We start from the raw sequence: 20,675 nt of genomic DNA, 5'->3' as shown, positions 1-20,675 counted from the left end.
AGGTGGAGGGTGCTGTCCGGCGGGTTGGTCGGTCGACCGACCGAGCTCACGGACCAGCAAGTCGGAGGGCGCAGAGAGCGGAGGGCGCGTGAGGCGGGAGCGGAAGGCAGAGGGCGTGGGAGGCAGGGGCGTGGGAGGTCGGGGCGTGGGAGGCGGGCGGTGTGAGACGGCGGAGAAATGCGCTCCCGCCCTCCGCCCTTGCGAGCTCTCCCCGCCCTCAGTGCTCGCGTCCCGCCGCGCTTCTCCGTAGTACACATTGGTGATCGTTTTTGTCTTGGGCTATTTCCACATTGATCGGCATTAGGGGCGGGAAAGGGTAGTCGAAGCGACCTTGCAGGCCATAGCGTGCAGCAAAGCGCCTGACTCAATGGGGAGGCCAAGTGAGGAAAAGGCTCGCGAGTATCGCCGTGGCCGGCCTGGTGGCCGGTTCGCTGGTGGTACTGGCACCGGCACCGGCGTCGGCCGCACCGGCCGCGCCGACGGGGGATCTGGCCGACGGGATCAAGCGGCAGCTGGCCGCCGGCGTACAGGTCGTGCCGAAGCAGTCGGCGACGGCGAAGGCGGCCGCGCCGAGCACCGTCAACCCGTACACGGCCCTGCTGAAGGACCCGAGCAAGGTCGACAAGTACTACTGGTCCGAGCAGGCCAAGACGCGGTCGCTTGCCCGGGCGCAGCAGAAGCAGGCACAGAACGCCCTCGCGGCGGCCGCGTCGCCGCTCATCCACGACGAGGCGGAGCCGCGCGGCTTCTTCGGCTCCAACGACACCCACGCCACCGCCGAGCTGATCAAGGGCTTCGGTACCGGCGCCAAGGTCAACAACCGGGCCCGCGTGCTCGGGCAGATCTCGCCGGAGACCGTGAGCATCTCCTCGGCCAGCCCGGCCACGGAGGACGACGGGGCCATCCCGCTCGCCGCGGACCTCGGGTTCGGCGCCAGCCGCAAGGGCGTCACGACCACCGGCACCCGCGGCGACGGCCCGCACGGCAGCACCGGCGACGGCAGCGGCGACTTCGACTTCGTCAAGGTCACCGCGTTCGCCGGGCAGCAGCTCGTGGTCGCGATCGACACGCCGACCGGCTCCCTCGACCCGGTCGTCGGCCTCTACGACGCCACGGGCGTGCTGGTCGCGGCCGACGACGACGGCGGCCCCGGCCTCGACAGCCTGCTCGCCTTCGACGTGACGGTGAGCGGCACGTACTACCTGATGGTGTCCGGGTTCAGCACCGGCGGCGTGTTCCCGGCGGACCCGTTCGACTCCGGCAGCGGCATCGCGCTCGGCAGCGAGGGCCCCTACACGCTGACCGGCACGATCGCCTTCCCCGACCGTGACTTCTTCGCCGTCGACCTCGCCGCCGGCGACGTCCTCGGCGGCTCGGTCACCGGCGTCGGCACGCGCCTGACAGTCCGCGACCCGTCCGGCCGGATCGTCTTCGGCTCGGAGCAGGACGCGAGCTTCATCTACGCGCCGAGCGCGCCGCTGCCCGGCGGCGGCAACGCGGTCGTCTCCTACGTGGCGGCCAAGGCCGGCCGCTACTCGGTCGAGGTCGGCGGGCTCGCCGGCAACTACGACATTACGACTGAGGCGTACCGTCCCGGCCCCGAGGCGCGGGACCAGGGCACGGTCCAGACGCTGTTCCTGGACTTCGACGGCGCCCGGATCAACACCGCCATCTTCGGCGGCCCGGGCGTGCGGCAGCTCTCGCCGCTCGCCGGCTTCCTCGGCCGGTGGGGTCTCACCGCGGCCGACGAGAACAAGGTGATCGACGCGACCGTCGCCGCGGTGCGGGAGAACACCATCACCGACATGAAGGCCCGCGGTACCGACCCGCGGTTCGGATTGAAGATCCTCAACAGCCGCGACAACCCCGACGCGTTCGGTCAGCCGAACGTGCACCGGATCGTCGTGGGCGGCACGATCGACGAGTCGGGGATCGACACGATCGGCATCGCGCAGTACATCGACCCCGGCAACTACGCGACCGAGGACAGCGCCATCGTCCTGCTCGACATCCTGAGCGACCCGAGCGGGCCGGCGTCCCTGAACACGTACATCACCCCGGCCAGTAACAAGATCAAGTTCATCGGCCGGGCGCTCGGCAACGTCATCACGCACGAGGCCGGGCACCTGTACGGCAACTTCCACACCGACCCGCTCAACAGCACGCCGAACCTGATGGACGCGGGCGGCGCCTTCCCCGGCCTGTTCGGGGTCGGCCCGGACAACGTCGGCGGCACGGCCGACGACGTCGACTACGACTTCGGCGACGACGAGTTCTACCCCGGCGAGGGCCTGGCCGGTACCGAGGACACCCTCAACACGGCAGCCTGGGGCCTGGTGAAGGGCAAGACCAAGTAGCCCGGAAGTAGCCCGGAAGTAGCCCGGATCACTGCCCCGGGACGGAATCGCCGCGTCCACGGTGGGGTTCTTCCCACCGTGGACGCGGTCGTGATCGGCGCCGGCCAGGCCGGCCTGTCCGCGGCGTACGCGCTGCGACGCCGTGGCCTGTCATTCGTTGTGCTCGATGCGGGCAGCGCGCCGGGTGGCGCGTGGCAACATCGCTCGCCGTCACTGTCGGTGGCGTCGCTGCACGGCATCTTCGACCTGCCGGGCCTGCATTTCGAGCCGCCCGCCGAAGGCCCGGCGGCGTCCGTCGTGGCGGACTATTTCGCCCGCTACGAGCGTGATTTCGCCCTTCCGGTACTGCGGCCCGTCGTCGTCGACGCGGTGCGCCGGGTGCCCGGCGGCCTGCTGGTCTCGTCCCCGGCCGGCTCGTGGACGGCGGGGGCGGTGGTGAACGCGACCGGCACGTGGACGCATCCGTACTGGCCGGTGTACCCGGGCGCGGCCGACTTCCGGGGCCGCCAGCTGCACTACGCCGACTACCGCGGCCCGTCGGACTTCGCCGGCCGCCGCGTCCTGGTGGTGGGCGGCGGCCACTCCGCGGTGCACGTCCTGTCGGAGCTGCCGGATGTTGCTTCGGCGGTACGGTGGGTGACCCGCCGCGAGCCCGATTTCCACGAGGGCCCGTTCACCGAGGACTACGGCCGCCGGGTGGTGGCCCGCGTCGAGGAGCGGGTGGCCGCCGGCCTCCCGCCGCGCAGCGTGGTGAGCGTGACGGGCCTCGGCTACACCTCGATCGTCCGCACGGCGCTGGAGAAGGGCGCACTGCACCGCCGCCCGATGTTCGACCGCCTGGTGGCGGACGGCGCGGTGTGGGACCGTGCGTTCGAGCCGTACGACACGATCATCTGGGCCACGGGCTTCCGGGCCGCCCTGAACCACCTGGCCCCACTCCGCCTGCGCGAGCCGGGCGGCGGCATCCGCATGGACGGCACCCGCACGGTCCGCGAGCCGCGCCTGCACCTCGTCGGGTACGGCCCGTCGGCGAGCACGGTGGGCGCCAACCGAGCGGGCCAGGCCGCGGCCCGCGAGATCGCGGCGTTCCTGCAGCCGGCCTGATCCAGCGGCTGGTGGGATCGCGGCGCTCCAAGCAGCCGGCCTGATCGGGCGGTCCGTGGGACCGCGGTGTTCCAGGCGGCGGGCCTGATCCGGCGGCCCGCGGGATCGCGGTGCTCCTGCGGCGGGCCTGATCCGGCGGTCCGTGGGATCGCGGCGCTCCCGGGAGCCGGCCTGATCCGGCGCCGTTCCCGGGCGTTCCGAGCCGTTCCCGAAGACCGGACATTTCCGGCGCCGGATCAACGTTTCCGCAGGTCAGCGGCGAACGCGAACATGTCGTTCGCGTTTGCCTCCGGCCGATCGGGGTGCGCAGGATGGGCGCATGACGACGGTGGTGACCGGGGCGACCGGGGGCGTGGGCAGGCATGTGGTCGATCGGCTCGTCGCGGCGGGAGAGCCGGTCCGGGCCGTGACCCGGCGGCCGGACACCGCCGGGCTCCCGGACGGGGTGACGGTCGTCGCCGGTGATCTCGCCGAGCCGGCGACGCTCGACTTCGACGGCGCCGACCGGCTGTACCTGTTCCCGGTCGCGGCCACCGCCGGAGAGGTCGTGGCGCGGGCCCGCGCGGCCGGGGTACAGCGGATCGTCGTCCTCTCCTCCGGCGCCGTCACCGCCGGCCTCGACCCCTCGTTCCACCTGCCCGTCGAGCAGGCCGTCGAGCGCTCGGGCGCGGAGTGGACCCACGTGCGGCCGGGGGAGTTCATGCTCAACCTGGTCTGGCTGTGGGGGCCGTCGATCCGCGCCGGGCGCGTGGTGCGGGAACCGTTCCCGGACGTCGAGTGGTGCCCGGTCCACGAGCAGGACATCGCCGACGTCGCGGCCGCCGCGCTGCTCGACGACGGGCACGCCGGCCGGGCGTACGACCTCAACGGCCCGGGCCTCATCAGCCGGCGGGACCAGGCGCGCGCCATCGCCGCGGCGATCGGCGAGGAGGTCCGGCTGGAGATGGTCACGCCGCATCAGGCCCGGGAGCTGTACCGCGAACAGGGCGGCTTCGCCGCCGACAACGCCGACTTCCTGCTGGGCTTCGAGGACTACGCCGGCAACGCCGCCACCCCGGACTCGATCGAGGCCCTCGACCTCGGCGCGCTGGCCCTGCCGACCGCCGAGGCCGTCACCGGGCGCCCGGCCCGCACCTTCGCCGAGTGGGCCCACGACCACGCGGCCGACTTCCGCTGACGTCCCCGACGCGAGGCTGACGTCCCCGACGCGAGGCCGACGTCCCTGTGGCGATCGTGTCCGAGATCAGGCCGAGCGACTGGGTCAGGTTCGTCCGCAGGCTGCCACTCCGTGCCTCCAGCGATCGGTTCCCGTGGTGTTCCCGCGTCGTTCGCCGGGGCGGGTCAGATCCCGGGCGTTTCCGGGGCCGCCGGGTGCGAGCCCGGCGTTCCGGGTGTTTCCGTCGATCTCCGTCGGCAAGCTTGACATGCGTCGCCCGGGGCCGCACGGTCGAAGATGCTGAATGGATTCAGCGGGAGGTGTGGCCGGGATGTTGCGTCTCGTCGATCACTGGGTCTGGGACAGCTGGCTCGCGGCCAGCGGCGACGAGCACCACCTCTTCTTCCTGCGCGCGCCCCGCGAACTGCGCGACCCCGACCGCCGGCATCTGTCCACGTCGGTCGGGCACGCCGTGTCCACCGACCTTCGTCGCTGGACGGTGCTGCCCGACCCGCTCGAGCGCGCCGCGGCGTCGGCCTGGGACGGCACCGCCGTGTGGACCGGGTCGATCGTCCCGTCCGCCGGCCGGTGGTATCTCTTCTACACCGGCGTCGACGGCGACGGTGCCCAGCGCATCGGGATCGCGGTCTCCGACGACCTGCACACCTGGCAGCGCCACGGCGCCGAGCCGGTGGCCGGGCCGGACCCGCGGTGGTACGCCGCCACCGCCTGGCGCGACCCGTTCGTCTTCGCCGACCCGGCCGGCCGCGGCTGGCACATGCTGGTCACGGCCCGCGCCACCGGGGACGGCCGCGGCCTCGGCGTGGTCGGGCACGCCCGCTCCGCCGACCTGCTGCACTGGAGCGTCCGGCCGCCGCTCACCCGTCCCGCCGGCTTCGACCATCTGGAGGTACCGCAGGTGCACCAGATCGACGACGTCACGATCCTGCTGTTCTCCTGCCAGCCGGCGATGACCACGGTCCAGCGGCGCAACGGTTCGCCGCTGTCGGGCACCTGGGTCGTGGCCGGCGGCTCCGTCGGCACCGGCTGGGACGTGACCGCGGCGACACCGTTCGCGCACCCGTCGCTCAACGCCGCGCGCCTCGCCCGCGACCCCGCCGGCGGCTGGTGCCTGCTCGGTTCCCGCGACTGGGAGCACGGCGTCTTCCACGGCGAGATCATCGACCCGATCCCGGTCGCCTGGACCGGCAGACGCCTGGTCGAGCGAGTTCGGTAACTGCGCCTGGACATCGGCGTCCGTCGAGGAGCATCGCGCCGTCCGCCGAAAGCCACGGACGGCCGAGGACGGGGCCCCGCCGTTTCCGCGGGAAACGGGTGGGAGTCACGGGTCGGCGGGTGGCGGGCGGGGTGACAGCCGGTGCCCCGCGGCGGGCCGGCCATACGGTGGGTGCATGGCGACCTCGGACCGTCCTGGTCCCACCGTGTTCGTGCTCTTCGGGGCGACCGGCGATCTCGCGAAGCGCATGGTGCTGCCCGCCTTCGCCACCCTCGCCGGCGACGGATTACTGCCCAAGGACTGGGCGCTCGTCGGCAACGGGCGCGGGGACGTCCCGCACGAGGACTTCCGGGAGCATGTGCGGGAGGCGCTCGACAAGTTCGGGCCGCACCTGCCGCAGCGCGTCTGGCGGGAGTTCGAGCGGCGGCTGTACTTCGCCGGCGGCGGGTTCGCCAGCACCGACCCCGGCAGCCTGCTCGACGTGCTCGACCACGTCCGGACCAAGGTCGGGCGGGACGCGCAGCTCGTGCACTACCTCGCGGTGCCGCCCGTCGCCTTCGCGGGCCTGACGCATGCGCTCGGCACGCACGGGCTCACGGAGCGGGCCCGGGTCGTCTACGAGAAGCCCTTCGGCACCTCGCCCGAGTCGTTCCGGGAGCTGAACCGGACCGTGCGGCGGGTGCTCGACGAGTCCCAGGTGTACCGGATCGACCACTTCCTCGGGAAGGAGGCGACCCAGAACCTGCACGTGCTGCGGTTCGCCAACGAGCTGTTCGGCGCCACGTGGAACCGGCGCCATGTCGAGAGCGTGCAGATCGACGTACCCGAGGATCTCGGGATCGCGGACCGGGCCGGGTTCTACGACGCGACCGGGGCCGTGCTCGACATGCTGGTCACACACCTGTTCCAGGTCGCCGCCGAGGTCGCGATGGAGCCGCCGGCGCGGCTCGACGCCGACGGGCTGCAGGCCGCCCGGGAACGGGTCATCCGGGCGTTCCGGCCGCTGGACCCGGCCGAGGTGGTGCTCGGGCAGTTCACCGGGTACCGCGACGTTCCCGGCGTCGCCGCCCGCTCCCGCACGGACACGTTCGTCGCGGCCCGGCTGTGGATCGACAACGCCCGGTGGCGGGGCGTGCCGTTCCTGCTGCGCACCGGCAAGCGGATGGCGACGAACGCGCAGCGGGTGAGCCTCGTGCTGCGCACGTCCGGGCAGCCGTTCCAGGCGTTGCCGACCCAGTCGAACGTGCTGTCGTTCTCGCTCTCCGGCTCAGGCGAGATCGACGTCGACATGCTGGCCAAGCGGCCCGGGGTCGCGCTCGACGTCGAGCCGGCGACCGCCGCGCTGCCGCTGTGTGCGATGGCCAACGCCGATCCGCTCCCGCCGTACGTCCGCCTCATCCACGACGCCCTGCTCGGCGACCGGTCGCTGTTCACCCGGCCGGACGGGCTGGCGGCCGTGTGGAACGTGGCCCAGCCGCTGCTCGACGCCCGCCCGCGCCCGGCGTCGTACGCGCAGGGCTCGTGGGGACCGACCCAGGCCCGCCGCATCGCCGCACCGCACCGCTGGCTGCTCGGCCAGTAAACCTGAGCCGCTGAGCCGGAAATACGGACCAACACCAGCAAAGGGGGCAAGGTCAACTGTTCGGTTGATTGCCGTATGCATTGAGGCTTGGCACACTGCCCCTCGCACGTTTCGCGGGGGAGGCAGCAGGAATGCGAAGGTTTGTGCTCGCGGCGATCGCCGTGGCCGTGCTCGGCGTGGCCGCCGGGTGCGCGGCGCCGGCCGGGGTCGACAAGGACCTCGTCGACGACTGGGCCATGATGGCCGAGGCCAAGGTGCCCGAGCCGGCCGAGGGCAACTGCTGGAACACCGACGTCTCCCAGCTCGACGACGTCGTGCCCTCGCGGGTCACCCAGATCCCCTGCGAGATGCAGCACATGTTCGAGACGATCCACGTCGGGCACTTCACCGGCAACGCGGCCGACGGGTCGCTGCCGCCGACCGCGGACGGGCTCTCCACCGCCTACGCGGAGTGCGACGGGGCCGCGAAGACGTACCTCGGCAACGCCTGGCAGGCGGGCCGTATCCACCTGATCGTGCAGACGCCGACCAAGGCGCAGTGGGCCGGCGGCGGCCGGTTCTTCCGCTGCGACGTCGTCGCCCTGCGCACCGAGCTCGGCACGCTCGAACCGCGCAAGGAGCCGTTCAAGGACGCCCTCAAGCCGGGCGGCGAGCTGGCGCTGACCTGCGGCAACCTGGTCGGGCTCGACAGCAGCGGTGGGTGGGACGACATCACCCCGGCCTCGTGCACCGCGGCCCACGACGTCGAGTTCGTCGGCGTCGTCAACGCCAAGACCTCGACGTACCCGTCGGACGGCAAGACGCTCGAGTCGGCGTTCAGCGACGTCTGCGAGCAGCAGCTCATGTCGTACATCGGGATGTCGGCGAGCCACTTCGCCAAGCAGAAGGCGCTGCTGTACGGCTACTGGATGATGGCCGGCCAGGACGAGTGGAAGGCCGGCAACCACACCGCCCGCTGCTACGCGATGATCGACAAGAAGAAGATCTCCCGCTCGCTGAAGGGCGCCGGCAACATCGCCATCTGAGCGACCGCGGCCTAGACCCCGGTCACGGCCGGCAGCGCCCCCGACGAGACCGCCGCGAGCAGCGCCGCGTGATCGGCCGAGGTCTGGTCCGCGTAGGCGACGGCGAACGACGCGAACGCCTCGTCGAACTCCTCGCCGTCCTCCGGCGTCGGCGCACAGTAGCCGTCCAGGACCCGCGGGTCGATCGACTGCGCGTGGGCCCGGCCGAGGACCACGCCGACGACCCGGGCGTAGTCGTCGAGCTGGCCGGCCCGCAGCGTCGTCGGGTCGATCGAGCCCTTCATGTCCCGGAACTGGCGCACGAGGTACGGCCTGGAATCGATCGACGTCCATCCCAGCAGCACGTCGCTGACGGTCTGCATCCAGCGCTGGCCGCGCACCACGCGCTCGCCGGCGTGCTGGTCGGGGGCCGGCGGCAGGTACGGGGCGAGGGCCGACGCGCGGGCCTGCTTGACCTGCAGGACGAGGGCCTCGTCGCCGTTGCCGTGCAGCAGGACGACGTAGCTGCGGTACCCGACGCTGCCGAGGCCGACGATGCGGTGGGCGACGTCGACCACGGCGTACCGGCCGAACAGGGCGCGGATCTCCTCCTCCAGGGTCCCGGCGTACGACTCGAGGCCCTCGATCACCGGGAACGCCTCGGTCGAGTCGAGGGGGACCAGGATCGGCGGGTCGGGCGTGAACCGCCAGGCGTCGTGGTCGAGCCGGGAGGTGAACTTCTCGGCGACCCGGCGGCTCGTGTTCTTGCGGGCCTTCCGGCGCACCCGGTCGAACGTGTCGACGAGGTCGCCGATGCCGTAGTGCTCCAGCGTCGAGTGGTCGGTCGTGAGGTAGTACGCGTCGAGCAGCGGCATGTCGGCGAGCTCGCGGACGGCGGTGCGGTACCCGCGGGCGCAGTCGCGGGCGGCCGTGCGGCACTCGTCGTCCGGCAGGCCGGCCTCCCGGCCCGCGCTGACCAGGCTCGTGACGAGGCGCTTGAGGTCCCAGTCCCACGGCCCGACGGCGGTCTCGTCGAAGTCGTTGACGTCCATCACCTGGCGGCGCTCCGGCGACGCGTACAGGCCGAAGTTGGCGGCGTGCGCGTCGCCGCAGATGTGCCCGTGCAGGCCCGTGTCGGCGCCCCGGGCCAGGTCGGCGGCCATGACGGCGGCGGAGCCCCGCAGGAACGCGAACGGTGAGGTGATCATGCGGCCGTGGCGGATCGGCACCAGGTCGGCCACCCGCTCGGCGTTCGTGGCGGTCATGATCGCCACCGGATCCCGGTCGACGGGCTCGAACGCCGTCAGCAGCTTGACTGGGACGCGGGCGCGGCGGGCGGTCCCGTCCTCGCGTAACGCGGTGGGGGCCGCCCACCCGGTGGAGCCGATCATCCTCTCACCGTAACGGGTACAGGCCACGTTCCCGTGCAGCGAGCCTGGTCACACCCAGCAGTGCGTCCAGTGACGGCGTCGGGATGCCGACAGCGCCGGCGATCTCCCGCACGGCGGTGAGCATCGCGTCGAGCTCGATCGGCCGGCCCGCCTCCGCGTCCTGGAGCATCGACGTCTTGAACGCGCCGAGCCGCCGCGTGACGGCGTTGCGGTCGGCCGGGCTCTGCTCGATCGGGCAGCCGATCCGCGCCCCGATCTCGGCCGCCTCCCGCATCACCGCGTGCGCGAACCCGTTCACGAGCTCGTCGTCGAGGATCTTGTCGGCGGTGGCGCCGGTCAGGGCGGAGATGGGGTTGACGGTCATGTTTCCCCAGAGTTTGTACCAGATGTCGCGCTGGATCCGGTCCGAGCGCGTGACGGTGAACCCGTCGAGCAGCGCCGCGGTGCGCCGCAGGCGCTCGCTGTCGCCGCCCCCGGGCTCGCCCAGGATCAGGCCGTCACCCGCCGTCAGCCGCACCTCGCCGGGCGCGGGGACGTTCGCGCTGAGGTGCACGACGCAGCCGAGGATGTGGTGGGTACCGAAGGTGCCGGCGACCGACCCGTCCGGGTCCACGGCCCGCAGCCGCAGCCCGTCGTAGGGGCCGCCGAGCCCGTCGAAGAACCACCACGGCACCCCGTTGAGCGCCGGCACCACGACGGTGTCCGGCCCGAGGAGCGGGGCCAGGCCCGGGGCCAGCCCGGGCAGGGCGTGCGCCTTCACGGTGAGGAACACCACGTCCTGCGGCCCGAGCGCGGCCGGGTCGTCGCTGGCGGTGACCGGGTGCGGATCCGGGCCGGCGACGATCGTGCCGCCCGCCGTGTGCAGCCGCCAGCCGCCGGCCCGGATCGCGGCCAGGGTCGCGCCGCGGGCCAGCACCGACGTTTCGTGCCCGGCGGCGGCCAGGCGGACCCCGATGACCCCGCCGACCGCCCCCGCCCCGACCACCGCGACCCTGGTCATGACGGTTCCAGGAGGTGTTCGCGCAGCGTGGCCGCGATGGACGGGTCGCCGAGGTATGCGTCGAGCGAGCCGTAGCGGGCCCGCACGTCGGCCAGGAACAGCAGCATCGTCTCGGCCGGCGACGCGAGCCACCGGGCCGGCATGCCGGCGATGCCCGGGTTGGTCCGCCGCCAGTACTCCATCGATCGCTCGGTCGCCGCCGTCGTCAGCGCGTAGTCCTCGGCCACGACCGCGTCGGGGACGCCCAGCGCCGCGAGGGTGATCCCGGACACCACGCCGGTGCGGTCCTTGCCGGCGACGCAGTGCACGACAACCGGCGCGTTCCCGGCGTCGGCGATGACGCCCACCGCGGTGACGATCGCCTCCCGGCCGTGCTCGGCGAGGTCGAGGTACCGGTCGGCGAGCCACCGGGCGTCGGTCAGCCCGGCGTCGGCGGGCGTCTCCTCCCACTCGGCGTGCACGGGGCTGATGTGCTGGTAGGTGAGGCCGGGGAAGGCGTGGACGCGCCCGTCGCGGTCGATCTCCCGCGGCCGGCGCAGGTCGATGACGGTCCGCACGCCGAGCGCCGTGAACGAGCCGGCGTCGGCGGGGTCGATGCGGCTCAGCGAGTCGGACCGGAACAGCCGGCGCCAGCGGACCGTCCGGCCCTCGTGCCCGGCGTAGCCGCCCAGGTCGCGGAAGTTGAACAGGTTGGGGTGGTCATAGTTCCGCACCACGCGACCCTAATCCCACCGCGCAGCCGGTAGGTTGTCACCACGTGGAGCGCAAACGCCGGGCGGTGGTCACGGAACCGCTCGGAGCCCTGCTGGCGAACGTGCCGAAGAGCAAACCGAGCTGGCTGACAGTGGTGAAGACCACGGTCGCGGCGACCCTGGCGTGGGTCCTGGCCCGCCAGCTCGGCGAGAACGTGGCCGTCCTGTTCGCCCCGGTCGTCGCGGTTCTCACCCTGCAGGCCAGCGTGTACGGCTCGATCGCCACCGGCGTGCAGCTGCTGTTCGCCAACCTGGTCGGCACCGCCCTGGCCATCGCCTGGGTCCAGCTGCTCGGCCTCACCTGGTGGACGCTCGCCGCCGCCGCGTTCGTCGCGCTCGTCGTGGCCCGGCAGGTGACGAACACCCCGCTCGCCCGCAACCAGCTCACCTTCGCCACCCTCGCGGTGCTCGTCCTCACCCCGATGGCGCAGGGCTACGGCCAGTGGCGCTTCATCGACGTCGCCCTCGGCAGCGTCGTCGGCCTGGTCGTCGCGGTCGTCATCCCCGAGCGCCCGCGGCTCGGCCTGATCCGCGGCTCGCTCGACGCCTGGGGCGCGGCCTGCGTGCAGGTCCTGCACGACATCGCCGACGAGCTGGGCGAGCGGGCCGGGGGCGAGCCGCTCGACCTGGACACCCGCCACGACTTCATCGCGAAGTCCCGGGCGCTCGGCGACCTGGGCGCCGAGGCGACCGCCTCGCTCGCCGGCGTCGAGGAGACGACCGTGCTCAACATCGCCGCCGGGCGCCTGCGCCGCGACCTCGACGAGGCCCGCGGCGAGCACCTGTGGCTGGTGCGGATCACCACCCAGGTCCGCGCCGTCTCTCTCGCCGTCGACCGGCTCTACGACCGCGCCGGCCACCCGCCGGCCCTCGACCGCGACACGCTGCGGGCCCTGCTCACGGCGACCGCCGACCTGCTCGCCGCGCGCCTGGCCGGCGAGTCGCCGGACGACGCCTCCCTGCGCGCGGCCCTGAGCGCCGCCGTCCTGCGGGTGCACACCGTGTTCCCGACGGCACTCGCCGTGCTCGACTCGGTGACCCTGCTCGGTCGCCTCGACCAGCTCCGCCAGGACGCCGCCGAGGACCCGGAGGCCCTCGTCGACCTCGACAAGCTGCCCCGCACCGACCTGCGCTAGAGCGTGCCGCCGAGGACCTCCGTCGAGGAGGAGCCGTCCTCGGCCACCGTCACCACGCCCCACCCCGTGCCGGCCACGAACGGGTAGCGGCCGGGGCGGGTCGTCTGTGGTACGGCACCGAACCCGGACCAGGCGTCCAGCAGGGACCAGCCGGCCATCGCCCGCACGTAGTGGTCGCCGCACTCGATCTCGTTGAACGGGTTGCGCCGGGTGCCGTCGTGACGGGCCTGCAGCGCGGCGACCACGGCCAGGCCCTCGTCGGTCAGGCCCTCGTACAGGCAGTGCGCCGCGACCTGGTACTCCACGCCCGTCCACACCTCGTCGCAGTACCGCAGCGGCACCGCCGGCCGGCCCCCGAGCGGCCAGCTGCACACGACCAGGCCCGTCTCGTCGCCGTCCGCGAACACGCGGTAGCCGTGCTCGGCGAACCCGGTGCGCAGGTTGTACCGCACGATCGAGGCGAGCGCGGTGCGCACCCGGTCGGCCGGCAGGATGTGGCCGAGGCCCAGCTGGTGCGCCCACCACTGGCCGAGGAGCTGGTCGGACAGGCAGCCGCTGCCGAAGTCGAACGCCTCGCCGGTCACCGGCTGCGCGTAGAACTCGCCGTTCCACAGCAGTTTGTCGTAGTTGTCCCGGCCGAGCGTGAACCGCTCCGCGTAGCCCGCCGCCGCTGCCGGGTCGACCAGCGCGGCCATCCGCTCCATCGCCCGCAGCGCCGCCAGCCACAGCCCGCCCACGAACATGTTCGGGCCGTGCAGGCTGATGTCGTACGTCACGGGCTGGTCGCCCTGCAGCACCCCGTCACCGTCGGCGTCCCACACCGCCGCGATGCGATCGACGAGGTGCCGCAGGGCGGACCAGTGGGTGCGGAGCCAGACCTCGCCGGCGCCGTCGAGGACGGACCGGTACGTCTTGAGGACCGCGCCCAGCATGCCGTCCAGCGCCGGGCGCTCCGGCCCGCCGATCGGCACGTCGTGCAGCTGCGGGAGGTACAGCGGGAGCACGACCCGATGGGGCAGCGTCCCGTCCGGTGCCTGCACCGCGAACTCGGTCTCGCGCATGTCGCGCCCGAGCGCCGGGAAGAGCCGCGCCAGGGCCTGCTCGTAGTTGAAGACGTGGTTGCAGTTGAGCGGGCAGGAGCCGCCGACGTCGCCGTTCCAGTTGCGCGTGGACTCGCCCAGCGCGCCCTCGAACCCGTACACCTTCCCGTCCGCGGTGCGGAAGAACGTGGGGGAGCGCACCAGCGTGCCCTGCGCGGAGATCGCCTCCCGCAGCGGCTCCGGCAGGTCGCTCGACGACACCGCGTCCGCCCACGCCCGGCTCGCGCTGTCGAGGCGCTCACGGTCCGCGAGGTACGCGTCGAGCACGTCGAGCGCGCCACCGAAGCGGGTCGCATAGTGGTTGCCGACCCAGAACCGGCTCCGGTTGTACTGCGGGTGCCGCGGCCCGAACCGGTCGAAGTCCGCGTACCGGTTCGGGAACCACCAGGCGTGCACGACGTCGACCGTGGTGCTCTCGCCGGGCCGCAGCGCGAACGCCACCGCCACGCCCGCGTCCCACGTGTGCCCCGCCGGGCTGGGCCCGCTGGGCGCCCGCATCGGCGACACCCCACCGGCGACGGCCGCCCGCAGCGCGTCGTCGCTGTAGTCCCCGAGCTGCACGGGCGTCACCAGCTTCGCCGTCTCCACGAACCGCAGCAGCGCGTCGGCGCTCGCCGCCCGGGGCAGCGCCGCGGCCGGCCCGTCGGTCCACAGCAGCATCTCGCCGTAGGCGGGGTCGTCCTCGGCCAGCCCCGGGTGGTCCATGAGAACGCCGGTCTGCCCGGGCCGCCGGACGAGCCGGTTGACGTTCCCGCCGTACCCGGCCCCGCGCGTCCCGTCGACGGGCGTGACCCCGTCCCACCCGATCCCGTTCTGCAGCGTCCCGAGCAGCCAACCGTGCCGGAACTGCGCGCTGTGGTTCGTGAGCGTGAACCGGTACCGCACCAGGGGCAGCGAGCTGGCCTCGTGGTCGAGCGGCACGAACGGCGTGAACGCCTCCATGACCACGTCGACGGGCAGCGCCTCGTCGAGGTACGTGACCTCGGCGAACGGGTAGCCGGCCCGGAACTCGGTGCGCTGGACGGTCGGCCACGGCGGCAGCTTGCCGGCGTCGGGCACGTCGGCGTCGGACACGTTCGGCGCGGGCGTCGGGTGCGGTTGGATGGGCGCGCTGCGCAGGAGCCGCACGACGTCGTCCGGCGGTTCGAGCGAGGAGACGCGCAGGGCGAAGAAGCTGTCGGGCAGGAACCCGCGGTGGTTGGCGACCCCGCTGAGCTGCCACTGCCGCAGGGACCCGTCCCCGGCCAGCGCCACGTGCCCGGTCCCGAACCCCCCGAGCGGAAACGCCACCGCGCGCCGCGCGTCTCCGGTGTACCGCCGCACTGACCGCCTCCTAGAACGCACACGCCACCCCCGGAGAACCGCGTTGGCGGACTTCGCTCCCCGGCTGTCGTGAAATCGATTTCGCACAAGCTAGACGCCCGGTCACGCACTGTCAAGCACGGACCCCGCGCCGCCCGGTCCCCGCGATCCTGGCAGCGGGTGGCGAGGCGGTCGGGGGCGACCGCGGGGCGCACTACAGTGTGGGATCATGGCCACGATCTACGAGGTTGCGGCGCTCGCCGGGGTTTCGCCCGCGACCGTCTCGCGCGTCTTCAACGGACTCACCGTCTCCGAGGAGAAGCAGCGGGCCGTCCGCGATGCTGCCACCAAGCTCTCGTTCGTGCCCAACAAGACCGCCCGGCGGCTGCGCAAGCAGAGCTCCGAGCTCATCGCCCTGCTCATCCCCGACATCGAGAACCCGTTCTTCACCGCGCTCGCCCGCGGCGTCGAGGACCGCGCCCAGGAGTCCGGGTTCTCCGTCGTGCTCTGCAACACCGACGAGGACCCGGCCAAGGAGAAGCGCTACCTCGGCATCGCCGCGTCCGAGCAGATGGCCGGCGTCATCCTCGCGCCGGCCTCCGACGAGGTCGACCTGGGCTCGATCGCCGAGCTCGGGCGGCCCGTGGTGGCCGTCGACCGCACCACGCCCTACCCCGTCGACGCCGTCAAGGTGGACAACCGCGCCGCCGGGATCGCCGCGACGACCGCGCTCTTCGACCAGGGGTACCGCCGCATCGCCTGCATCGCCGGCCCGGCCGGGATCGAGACCACCGAGGACCGTTTCCTGGGCTGGCGGCAGGTGGTCACGGCCCGCAGGACCGCCACCCACGACGGCTACCTGCAGCACGCGAACTTCCGCGTCGACGGCGGTCGCGCCGCCATGGAGGCCCTGCTCGCGCTCGACGCCCCGCCGGACGCGGTGGTGACGACGAACAACCTCATGGCCGTCGGTGCCCTCCAGGCGCTCGCCGCCGCGGGTATCCGGCCGGCCGAGTTCGGCCTCGCCGTCGTCGGCGAGCTGCCGTTCCTGACGTTCGCCCCGGCCAGCGTCGTCGAGGTGCGGCTGCCGGCCCGCCACCTGGGCACCACCGCGGCGTCGATGCTGCTCGAACGGATCGCCGGGGACACCACGCCGCCGCGCACCGTGGTGCTGCGCGCCGAGGTCAAGACACCCGAGCTGTAATCGATATCAGCAAAAGACTTCCCTGATCAGGCACAACATTGGGCAGGAGCGGCTGAGGTCTTGACGAAATCGATTTCTTGGTCTTCACTTTGCGCACCGCACCGCTTCTCAACGGAGAGGGACGCAGGCTTATGAACGTTCGATTCCGCAAGGTCGCGCTGTTCTGCGCGACAGCCGCCCTGGCGGCTACCGCCCTTGCGGGTTGCTCGGGCGACGACGCCGCCGCTGACGGCGACAAGTCGCTGGAGATCGTCTACTGGAACTACGGCCCGGCCGCCGAGGCGGGCAACAAGGCCACCGCCGACCAGTTCATGGCGGGGCACCCCGGCGTCAAGGTCACCCTCACCCCGGTGACCGGCGAGAACTGGGGCACGTACTACGCGAACGTCGCGACGCTGATCGCCTCCGGGAAGCACCCCGACCTCATGGTCATCTCCGGCGAGGGCGCCCAGTTCGTGCACTCCAACAAGCTTGTCCTGCCGATCAACCAGTACCTCGAGAAGGACGCCGACGCGAAGGCCCTCACCGGCGACATAGCCAAGGGGCTCATCGACGGCTTCACCGTCAAGGGCGACGTCGTCACGCTGACCTACGGCTGGAACGACATGGTCGTGTACTACAACACGGACGTGTTCAAGAAGGCCGGCATCGACCCGCCGAAGGCCGACTGGACCTGGGCCGACTTCAAGGCGACGGCGAAGAAGCTGACCGCCGACACCAACGGCGACGGCAAGCCCGACCAGTACGGCTTCACCTGGGCCAGCAACGAGATCTTCCCGGGCATCATGCCCTGGGTCGCCAACGCCGGCGGCAACCTCACCAGCGACGACGTCTGCAAGCCGACGGCCGACTCGCCGCCGGTCAACAAGGCGGTGAGCTTCCTCAAGGACCTCATCACCGAGCAGATCGCCCCGGCCCCGATGCCGATGAGCGACGTGTTCACCCGGTTCCAGAACGGTCAGGTCGCCATGTTCGGCGCCGGCCGCTGGCCGATCGGCACCTTCGTCCCGGCCGGGTTCAAGGCGTTCGACATCCAGCTGTACCCGAAGGGCGACACCTACAAGACGGTGTTCGGCGGCGCCGGATACCCGATCCTGAAGTCGTCGAAGAACCCGGACCTCGCCTGGGAGTACCAGAAGTTCACCGTCAGCACCGAGATCGAGCAGCAGTACGTCGGCACCCCGGACAAGCCGGGCGACTCCATCCCGTCACGTCGCTCGATCGCCCAGACGATCTCGAAGACCGGTGTCCCGCCCGCGAACTCGGACCTGTTCTACGACAGCATCGACAAGTACCCGACCCTGGTGCCGTACCCCGCCCCCGCGAAGTACAGCGCGTTCGAGTCGACCGTCCTGCGCCACCTCCAGCTGATCTTCGCCGGCGAGGTCTCGGTGTCCGACGGCCTCAAGAACATGCAGAACGAGCTGAACAGCATCGTCACCTGCTGAAGCCGAAAAGGCGGATCATGACCATCAGCAGTACCACACCCCGGTCCGGGGCCGGCGGCACCGTCGCCGCCGACCCCGGGCCACGGGCCCCGCAGGCCCGCCGCAAACGGGGGGACGGGCTCCCCGCGCTCGCCTTCCTCAGCCCCTCGATCGTGACGTTCCTCGTGTTCGTCGCCGCCCCGACCGCTGGGGTGCTGTACCTGAGCTTCTACGACTGGAACCTGCTCAGCGACGGCACCTTCGTCGGCCTCGACAACTTCGACCGGCTCGTGCACGACGAGCGCCTGCTGGGCGTCTACGGCTCCACCACGTACATGGCGCTGGTCATCCTGGCCGTCAACGTCGTCGTCGGCCTGCTCCTCGCGGTGCTGCTCGAGGCGCGGATGCCGCGCTGGCTGCGGGCGTTCTTCCGGCTGTCGTTCCTGTTCCCGTTCGTCGTGTCGGCCTCCGCCGTCGCGCTGATCTGGCGGTTCCTGCTCAACAAGGACCTCGGGCTGGTGAACTACCTGCTCGGCCTGGTGGGCCTGGACCGCATCGACTGGCTCGGCTCGTCGGCCTGGGCGCCGATCTCGGTGATCATCGTCAACTCGTGGAAGACGATCGGGTTCTCGATCCTGGTGTACATCGCGGGGCTGCAGTCGATCCCGGCGCAGCTCAAGGAGGCCGCCGTCGTCGACGGCGCGAACGCCTGGACCAGGTTCTGGCGGATCACGTTCCCGATGCTCTCGCCGACGATCTTCTTCCTGGTCGTCATCAACACCATCAACTCGTTCCAGATCTTCGCCGAGCCGCGGGTGCTCACCCAGGGCGGCCCCGGCGACGCCAGCCGCACGATCGTCGAGTACCTCTACGACCGCGCGTTCGGCGACTTCGAGCTGGGCTACGCCTCGGCCATCGGCATCACGTTCACGCTGGTCCTCATCGTGCTCACCGCGATCCAGTTCCGGCTCTCCCGCAGATGGACGTTCTACGAATGAGCACTTCGAGGGTTCTCTCGCGCACGGCGACGTTCCTGATCCTCGGGATCGCGGCGCTCGCCATCACCGCACCGTTCCTGTGGATCTTCCGCGGCGCGTTCTCCGGCTCCGACGCCGAGCTGTACCGCCTGCCGCCGAGCTTCTCCCTGGACAACCTGACCACGGACAACTTCGGCAAGGTCACCGACCAGGTCCCGTACTACCGGTTCTTCCTCAACTCGATCGTCGTCTCCACCACGATCACCGTCGCGCAGCTGCTCACCTGCTCCACCGCCGCCTACGCGTTCGCGCGGATGAGCTTCCGCGGCAAGGGCGTGCTGTTCGCCGTCGTCATCGGCTCGCTGATGATCCCGATCCAGGTGACGATCGTGCCGCTGTTCCTCGTACTGTCGAAGCTCGGCCTGACCAACACGCTGTGGGCGCTCATCCTGCCCGGCATCTTCAGCGCGTTCGGCATCTTCCTGCTCCGCCAGCACTTCCTGGCGCTGCCGAAGGAGCTGGAGGAGGCCGCCCGCATCGACGGCGCCGGGCACCTGCGCACGTTCCTGCGGGTCATCCTGCCGCTGTCCGGCCCGTCGCTGGCGACGCTCGGCATCCTGTGCTTCACGTACTGGTGGAACGACCTGCTGCTGCCCCTGGTCATGATCAGCGACACCGAGAAGCAGACCCTGCCCGTCGGCCTGGTCCTGCTCGCCGGCCGCTTCTCGACCGGGTCGCTCGGCACGATCGCGGCCGGGATCGCGATGGCCGTCGTTCCCGTCCTCGTCGTCTTCGTCGCGGCGCAGCGGTACATCGTCCAATCCATCGCATCGAGCGGGCTGAAACTCTGATGAACACTGCGACCAGCACCTGGACCACCACATCGGGCGGGGCCGTGGCCTTCTGGCACGAACTGCCCCGCAACCTCCTCGCCGGCGCGGTCACCGCGCTCGCCGCCGTCCCGTTCGCGGTCGCGGTGGCGGCCGGGCTGCCGGCCTGGCTGCTCGCCCTCACCACGGTGCCGCCGGCGCTCGCGCTCACCGGCGCCGCGGCGATGGCGGCCGCCGTGGCCCGCGGCGGCGCGGCGCGGGTCACGCAGCTGCGCGCCGTCGATCCGGTGCTGGCAGTGGTACTGGCGGCCGGCACCACGGCCGCCGGAGTTGGACTGGTGAGCGGCGGCCCCGCCGCACTGTTCGGTGCGGTGTGCGGCGCCGGGCTGCTGCTCGCCGGGCCGTCCGCGCTCGCCTACGGGGCGGTGCGCGGGCGGCGCGGGCTGGCGGCGGTGCGCGGCGGGGCGATCCTCGTCGCGTACCGTCCCGGCTGGGCGTTCACCCTGCTCGCCCTGGCCTGCCTCGGCGGCTTCGCCGCGGTCGCCTCGGCCGGGGTCCTGGCGGTCGTGGTGGTGCCGCTGGTGTTGACGATCGCGGCCCGCCAGACGGCCGCGCTGCTGGACGAGATCGACGCCGCGCAGGCCCGCTCATGACCGCGTCTCCCGAGACCGGTCCGACCGTTCCCGTGATCGATCCCGAGCTGGTCGACGGCGTCGGCGGTACCCTCACCCCCCATCTGCCATCCACGCCACTGGATGTCGCGACAGTGCGGGCGATCGATGACCGGCTGCGGGTGCTCACATCGCCGGCCGTCGAGCCCTGGACGGTGACCGTCGAGGGCGTGCCGCTGCGGGTGCACGGCACCGGCGCGGCCTGCGTCCTGTGGATCCACGGCGGCGGCATGTTCCTCGGCAGCGCCACCATCGACGACGCGTTCTGCTGCGACCTCGCGGCGACGCTCGGCGCGACCGTCGTCGCCGTCGACTACCGGCTCGCGCCCGAGCACCCGCACCCCGCGCCGCTGCACGACTGCCGCACCGCGCTCGCCTGGTGCGCGGCCCGCTACGAGAAGGTCGTCGTCGCCGGCGGCAGCGCGGGCGGCGGCCTGGCCGCCCT

The 20,675-nt window shown here is 72.2% G+C and carries 17 protein-coding genes; 13 read left to right on the top strand and 4 right to left on the bottom strand.

Features of this window, described 5'->3' with window-relative positions; translation table 11 throughout:
* Positions 1-380 precede the first annotated feature (380 nt).
* The 6 genes from ABZS66_RS50380 to ABZS66_RS50355 all read left to right on the top strand — a co-directional run bounded on the left by ABZS66_RS50380 (position 381) and on the right by ABZS66_RS50355 (position 8,461).
* A complete protein-coding gene (locus ABZS66_RS50380; protein ID WP_354770202.1) occupies positions 381-2,357 on the top strand; it encodes a PPC domain-containing protein in 1,977 nt (658 codons plus the stop codon).
* Positions 2,358-2,435: 78 nt separating this feature from the next.
* Positions 2,436-3,461: an FAD-dependent oxidoreductase gene (locus tag ABZS66_RS50375; RefSeq protein ID WP_354770201.1), complete on the top strand. Its 1,026-nt coding sequence runs from the start codon at positions 2,436-2,438 to the stop codon at positions 3,459-3,461.
* Between the two features lie 319 nt (positions 3,462-3,780).
* Positions 3,781-4,638, top strand: a complete 858-nt coding sequence (locus ABZS66_RS50370) for an NAD(P)H-binding protein (RefSeq protein WP_354770200.1) — start codon at positions 3,781-3,783, stop codon at positions 4,636-4,638.
* A 310-nt stretch (positions 4,639-4,948) separates the two neighbouring features.
* Positions 4,949-5,854, top strand: coding sequence for a family 43 glycosylhydrolase (locus ABZS66_RS50365; protein WP_354770199.1), 906 nt, complete (start codon positions 4,949-4,951; stop codon positions 5,852-5,854).
* A gap of 175 nt (positions 5,855-6,029) precedes the next feature.
* Positions 6,030-7,436 carry a glucose-6-phosphate dehydrogenase (NADP(+)) gene (locus ABZS66_RS50360; protein WP_354770198.1) on the top strand — a complete coding sequence of 469 codons (1,407 nt, stop codon included), beginning with the start codon at positions 6,030-6,032 and terminating at the stop codon, positions 7,434-7,436.
* A gap of 131 nt (positions 7,437-7,567) precedes the next feature.
* Positions 7,568-8,461, top strand: coding sequence for a septum formation family protein (locus tag ABZS66_RS50355; protein ID WP_354770197.1), 894 nt, complete (start codon positions 7,568-7,570; stop codon positions 8,459-8,461).
* Positions 8,462-8,472: 11 nt separating this feature from the next.
* Here the strand turns inward: ABZS66_RS50355 and ABZS66_RS50350 are convergent, their stop codons facing one another.
* Genes ABZS66_RS50350 through ABZS66_RS50340 form a run of 3 tightly spaced genes read right to left on the bottom strand, consistent with a single transcriptional unit; the run spans position 8,473 to position 11,544 of the window.
* Complete coding sequence (locus tag ABZS66_RS50350) at positions 8,473-9,831, bottom strand: DUF2252 domain-containing protein (protein ID WP_354770196.1); 1,359 nt, start codon at positions 9,829-9,831, stop codon at positions 8,473-8,475.
* Between the two features lie 4 nt (positions 9,832-9,835).
* Positions 9,836-10,831, bottom strand: a complete 996-nt coding sequence (locus ABZS66_RS50345; RefSeq protein ID WP_354770195.1) for a 2-dehydropantoate 2-reductase — start codon at positions 10,829-10,831, stop codon at positions 9,836-9,838.
* On the bottom strand, positions 10,828-11,544 hold the full coding sequence (locus ABZS66_RS50340) for a tyrosine-protein phosphatase (protein ID WP_354770194.1): 717 nt from the start codon (positions 11,542-11,544) through the stop codon (positions 10,828-10,830). The genes ABZS66_RS50345 and ABZS66_RS50340 overlap by 4 nt, the downstream gene beginning before the upstream one ends.
* A gap of 44 nt (positions 11,545-11,588) precedes the next feature.
* On the opposite strand from ABZS66_RS50340, the gene ABZS66_RS50335 reads away from it, so the two are divergent.
* A complete protein-coding gene (locus ABZS66_RS50335; protein WP_354770193.1) occupies positions 11,589-12,719 on the top strand; it encodes an aromatic acid exporter family protein in 1,131 nt (376 codons plus the stop codon).
* Here ABZS66_RS50335 and ABZS66_RS50330 read toward each other — a convergent pair.
* Complete coding sequence (locus ABZS66_RS50330) at positions 12,716-15,142, bottom strand: GH116 family glycosyl-hydrolase (RefSeq protein WP_354770192.1); 2,427 nt, start codon at positions 15,140-15,142, stop codon at positions 12,716-12,718. The two genes, ABZS66_RS50335 and ABZS66_RS50330, sit on opposite strands and share 4 nt — an antisense overlap.
* A 208-nt stretch (positions 15,143-15,350) precedes the next feature.
* Here ABZS66_RS50330 and ABZS66_RS50325 point away from each other — a divergent pair, with 208 nt between their 5' ends.
* The 6 genes from ABZS66_RS50325 to ABZS66_RS50300 form a co-directional block, all read left to right on the top strand.
* On the top strand, positions 15,351-16,325 hold the full coding sequence (locus tag ABZS66_RS50325) for a LacI family DNA-binding transcriptional regulator (RefSeq protein ID WP_354770191.1): 975 nt from the start codon (positions 15,351-15,353) through the stop codon (positions 16,323-16,325).
* A 131-nt stretch (positions 16,326-16,456) separates the two neighbouring features.
* Positions 16,457-17,773: a sugar ABC transporter substrate-binding protein gene (locus ABZS66_RS50320; protein WP_354770190.1), complete on the top strand. Its 1,317-nt coding sequence runs from the start codon at positions 16,457-16,459 to the stop codon at positions 17,771-17,773.
* Between the two features lie 17 nt (positions 17,774-17,790).
* Complete coding sequence (locus tag ABZS66_RS50315) at positions 17,791-18,750, top strand: sugar ABC transporter permease (protein ID WP_354770189.1); 960 nt, start codon at positions 17,791-17,793, stop codon at positions 18,748-18,750.
* A complete protein-coding gene (locus ABZS66_RS50310; protein ID WP_354770188.1) occupies positions 18,747-19,580 on the top strand; it encodes a carbohydrate ABC transporter permease in 834 nt (277 codons plus the stop codon). Before ABZS66_RS50315 ends, ABZS66_RS50310 begins: the two co-directional genes overlap by 4 nt.
* A complete protein-coding gene (locus tag ABZS66_RS50305) occupies positions 19,580-20,212 on the top strand; it encodes a hypothetical protein (RefSeq protein ID WP_354770187.1) in 633 nt (210 codons plus the stop codon). The genes ABZS66_RS50310 and ABZS66_RS50305 overlap by 1 nt, the downstream gene beginning before the upstream one ends.
* Positions 20,213-20,244: 32 nt before the next feature.
* Positions 20,245-20,675, top strand: a 431-nt coding sequence (locus ABZS66_RS50300; protein WP_354770186.1) for an alpha/beta hydrolase fold domain-containing protein, incomplete at its 3' end; no start/stop codon positions are given.

This window comes from Dactylosporangium sp. NPDC005572 (assembly GCF_040605515.1).
Taxonomy (GTDB): Bacteria; Actinomycetota; Actinomycetes; order Mycobacteriales; family Micromonosporaceae; genus Dactylosporangium.
The sequence above is the reverse complement of the archived record's forward strand: the minus strand, read 5'-3'. Positions and strand labels throughout refer to the sequence as shown.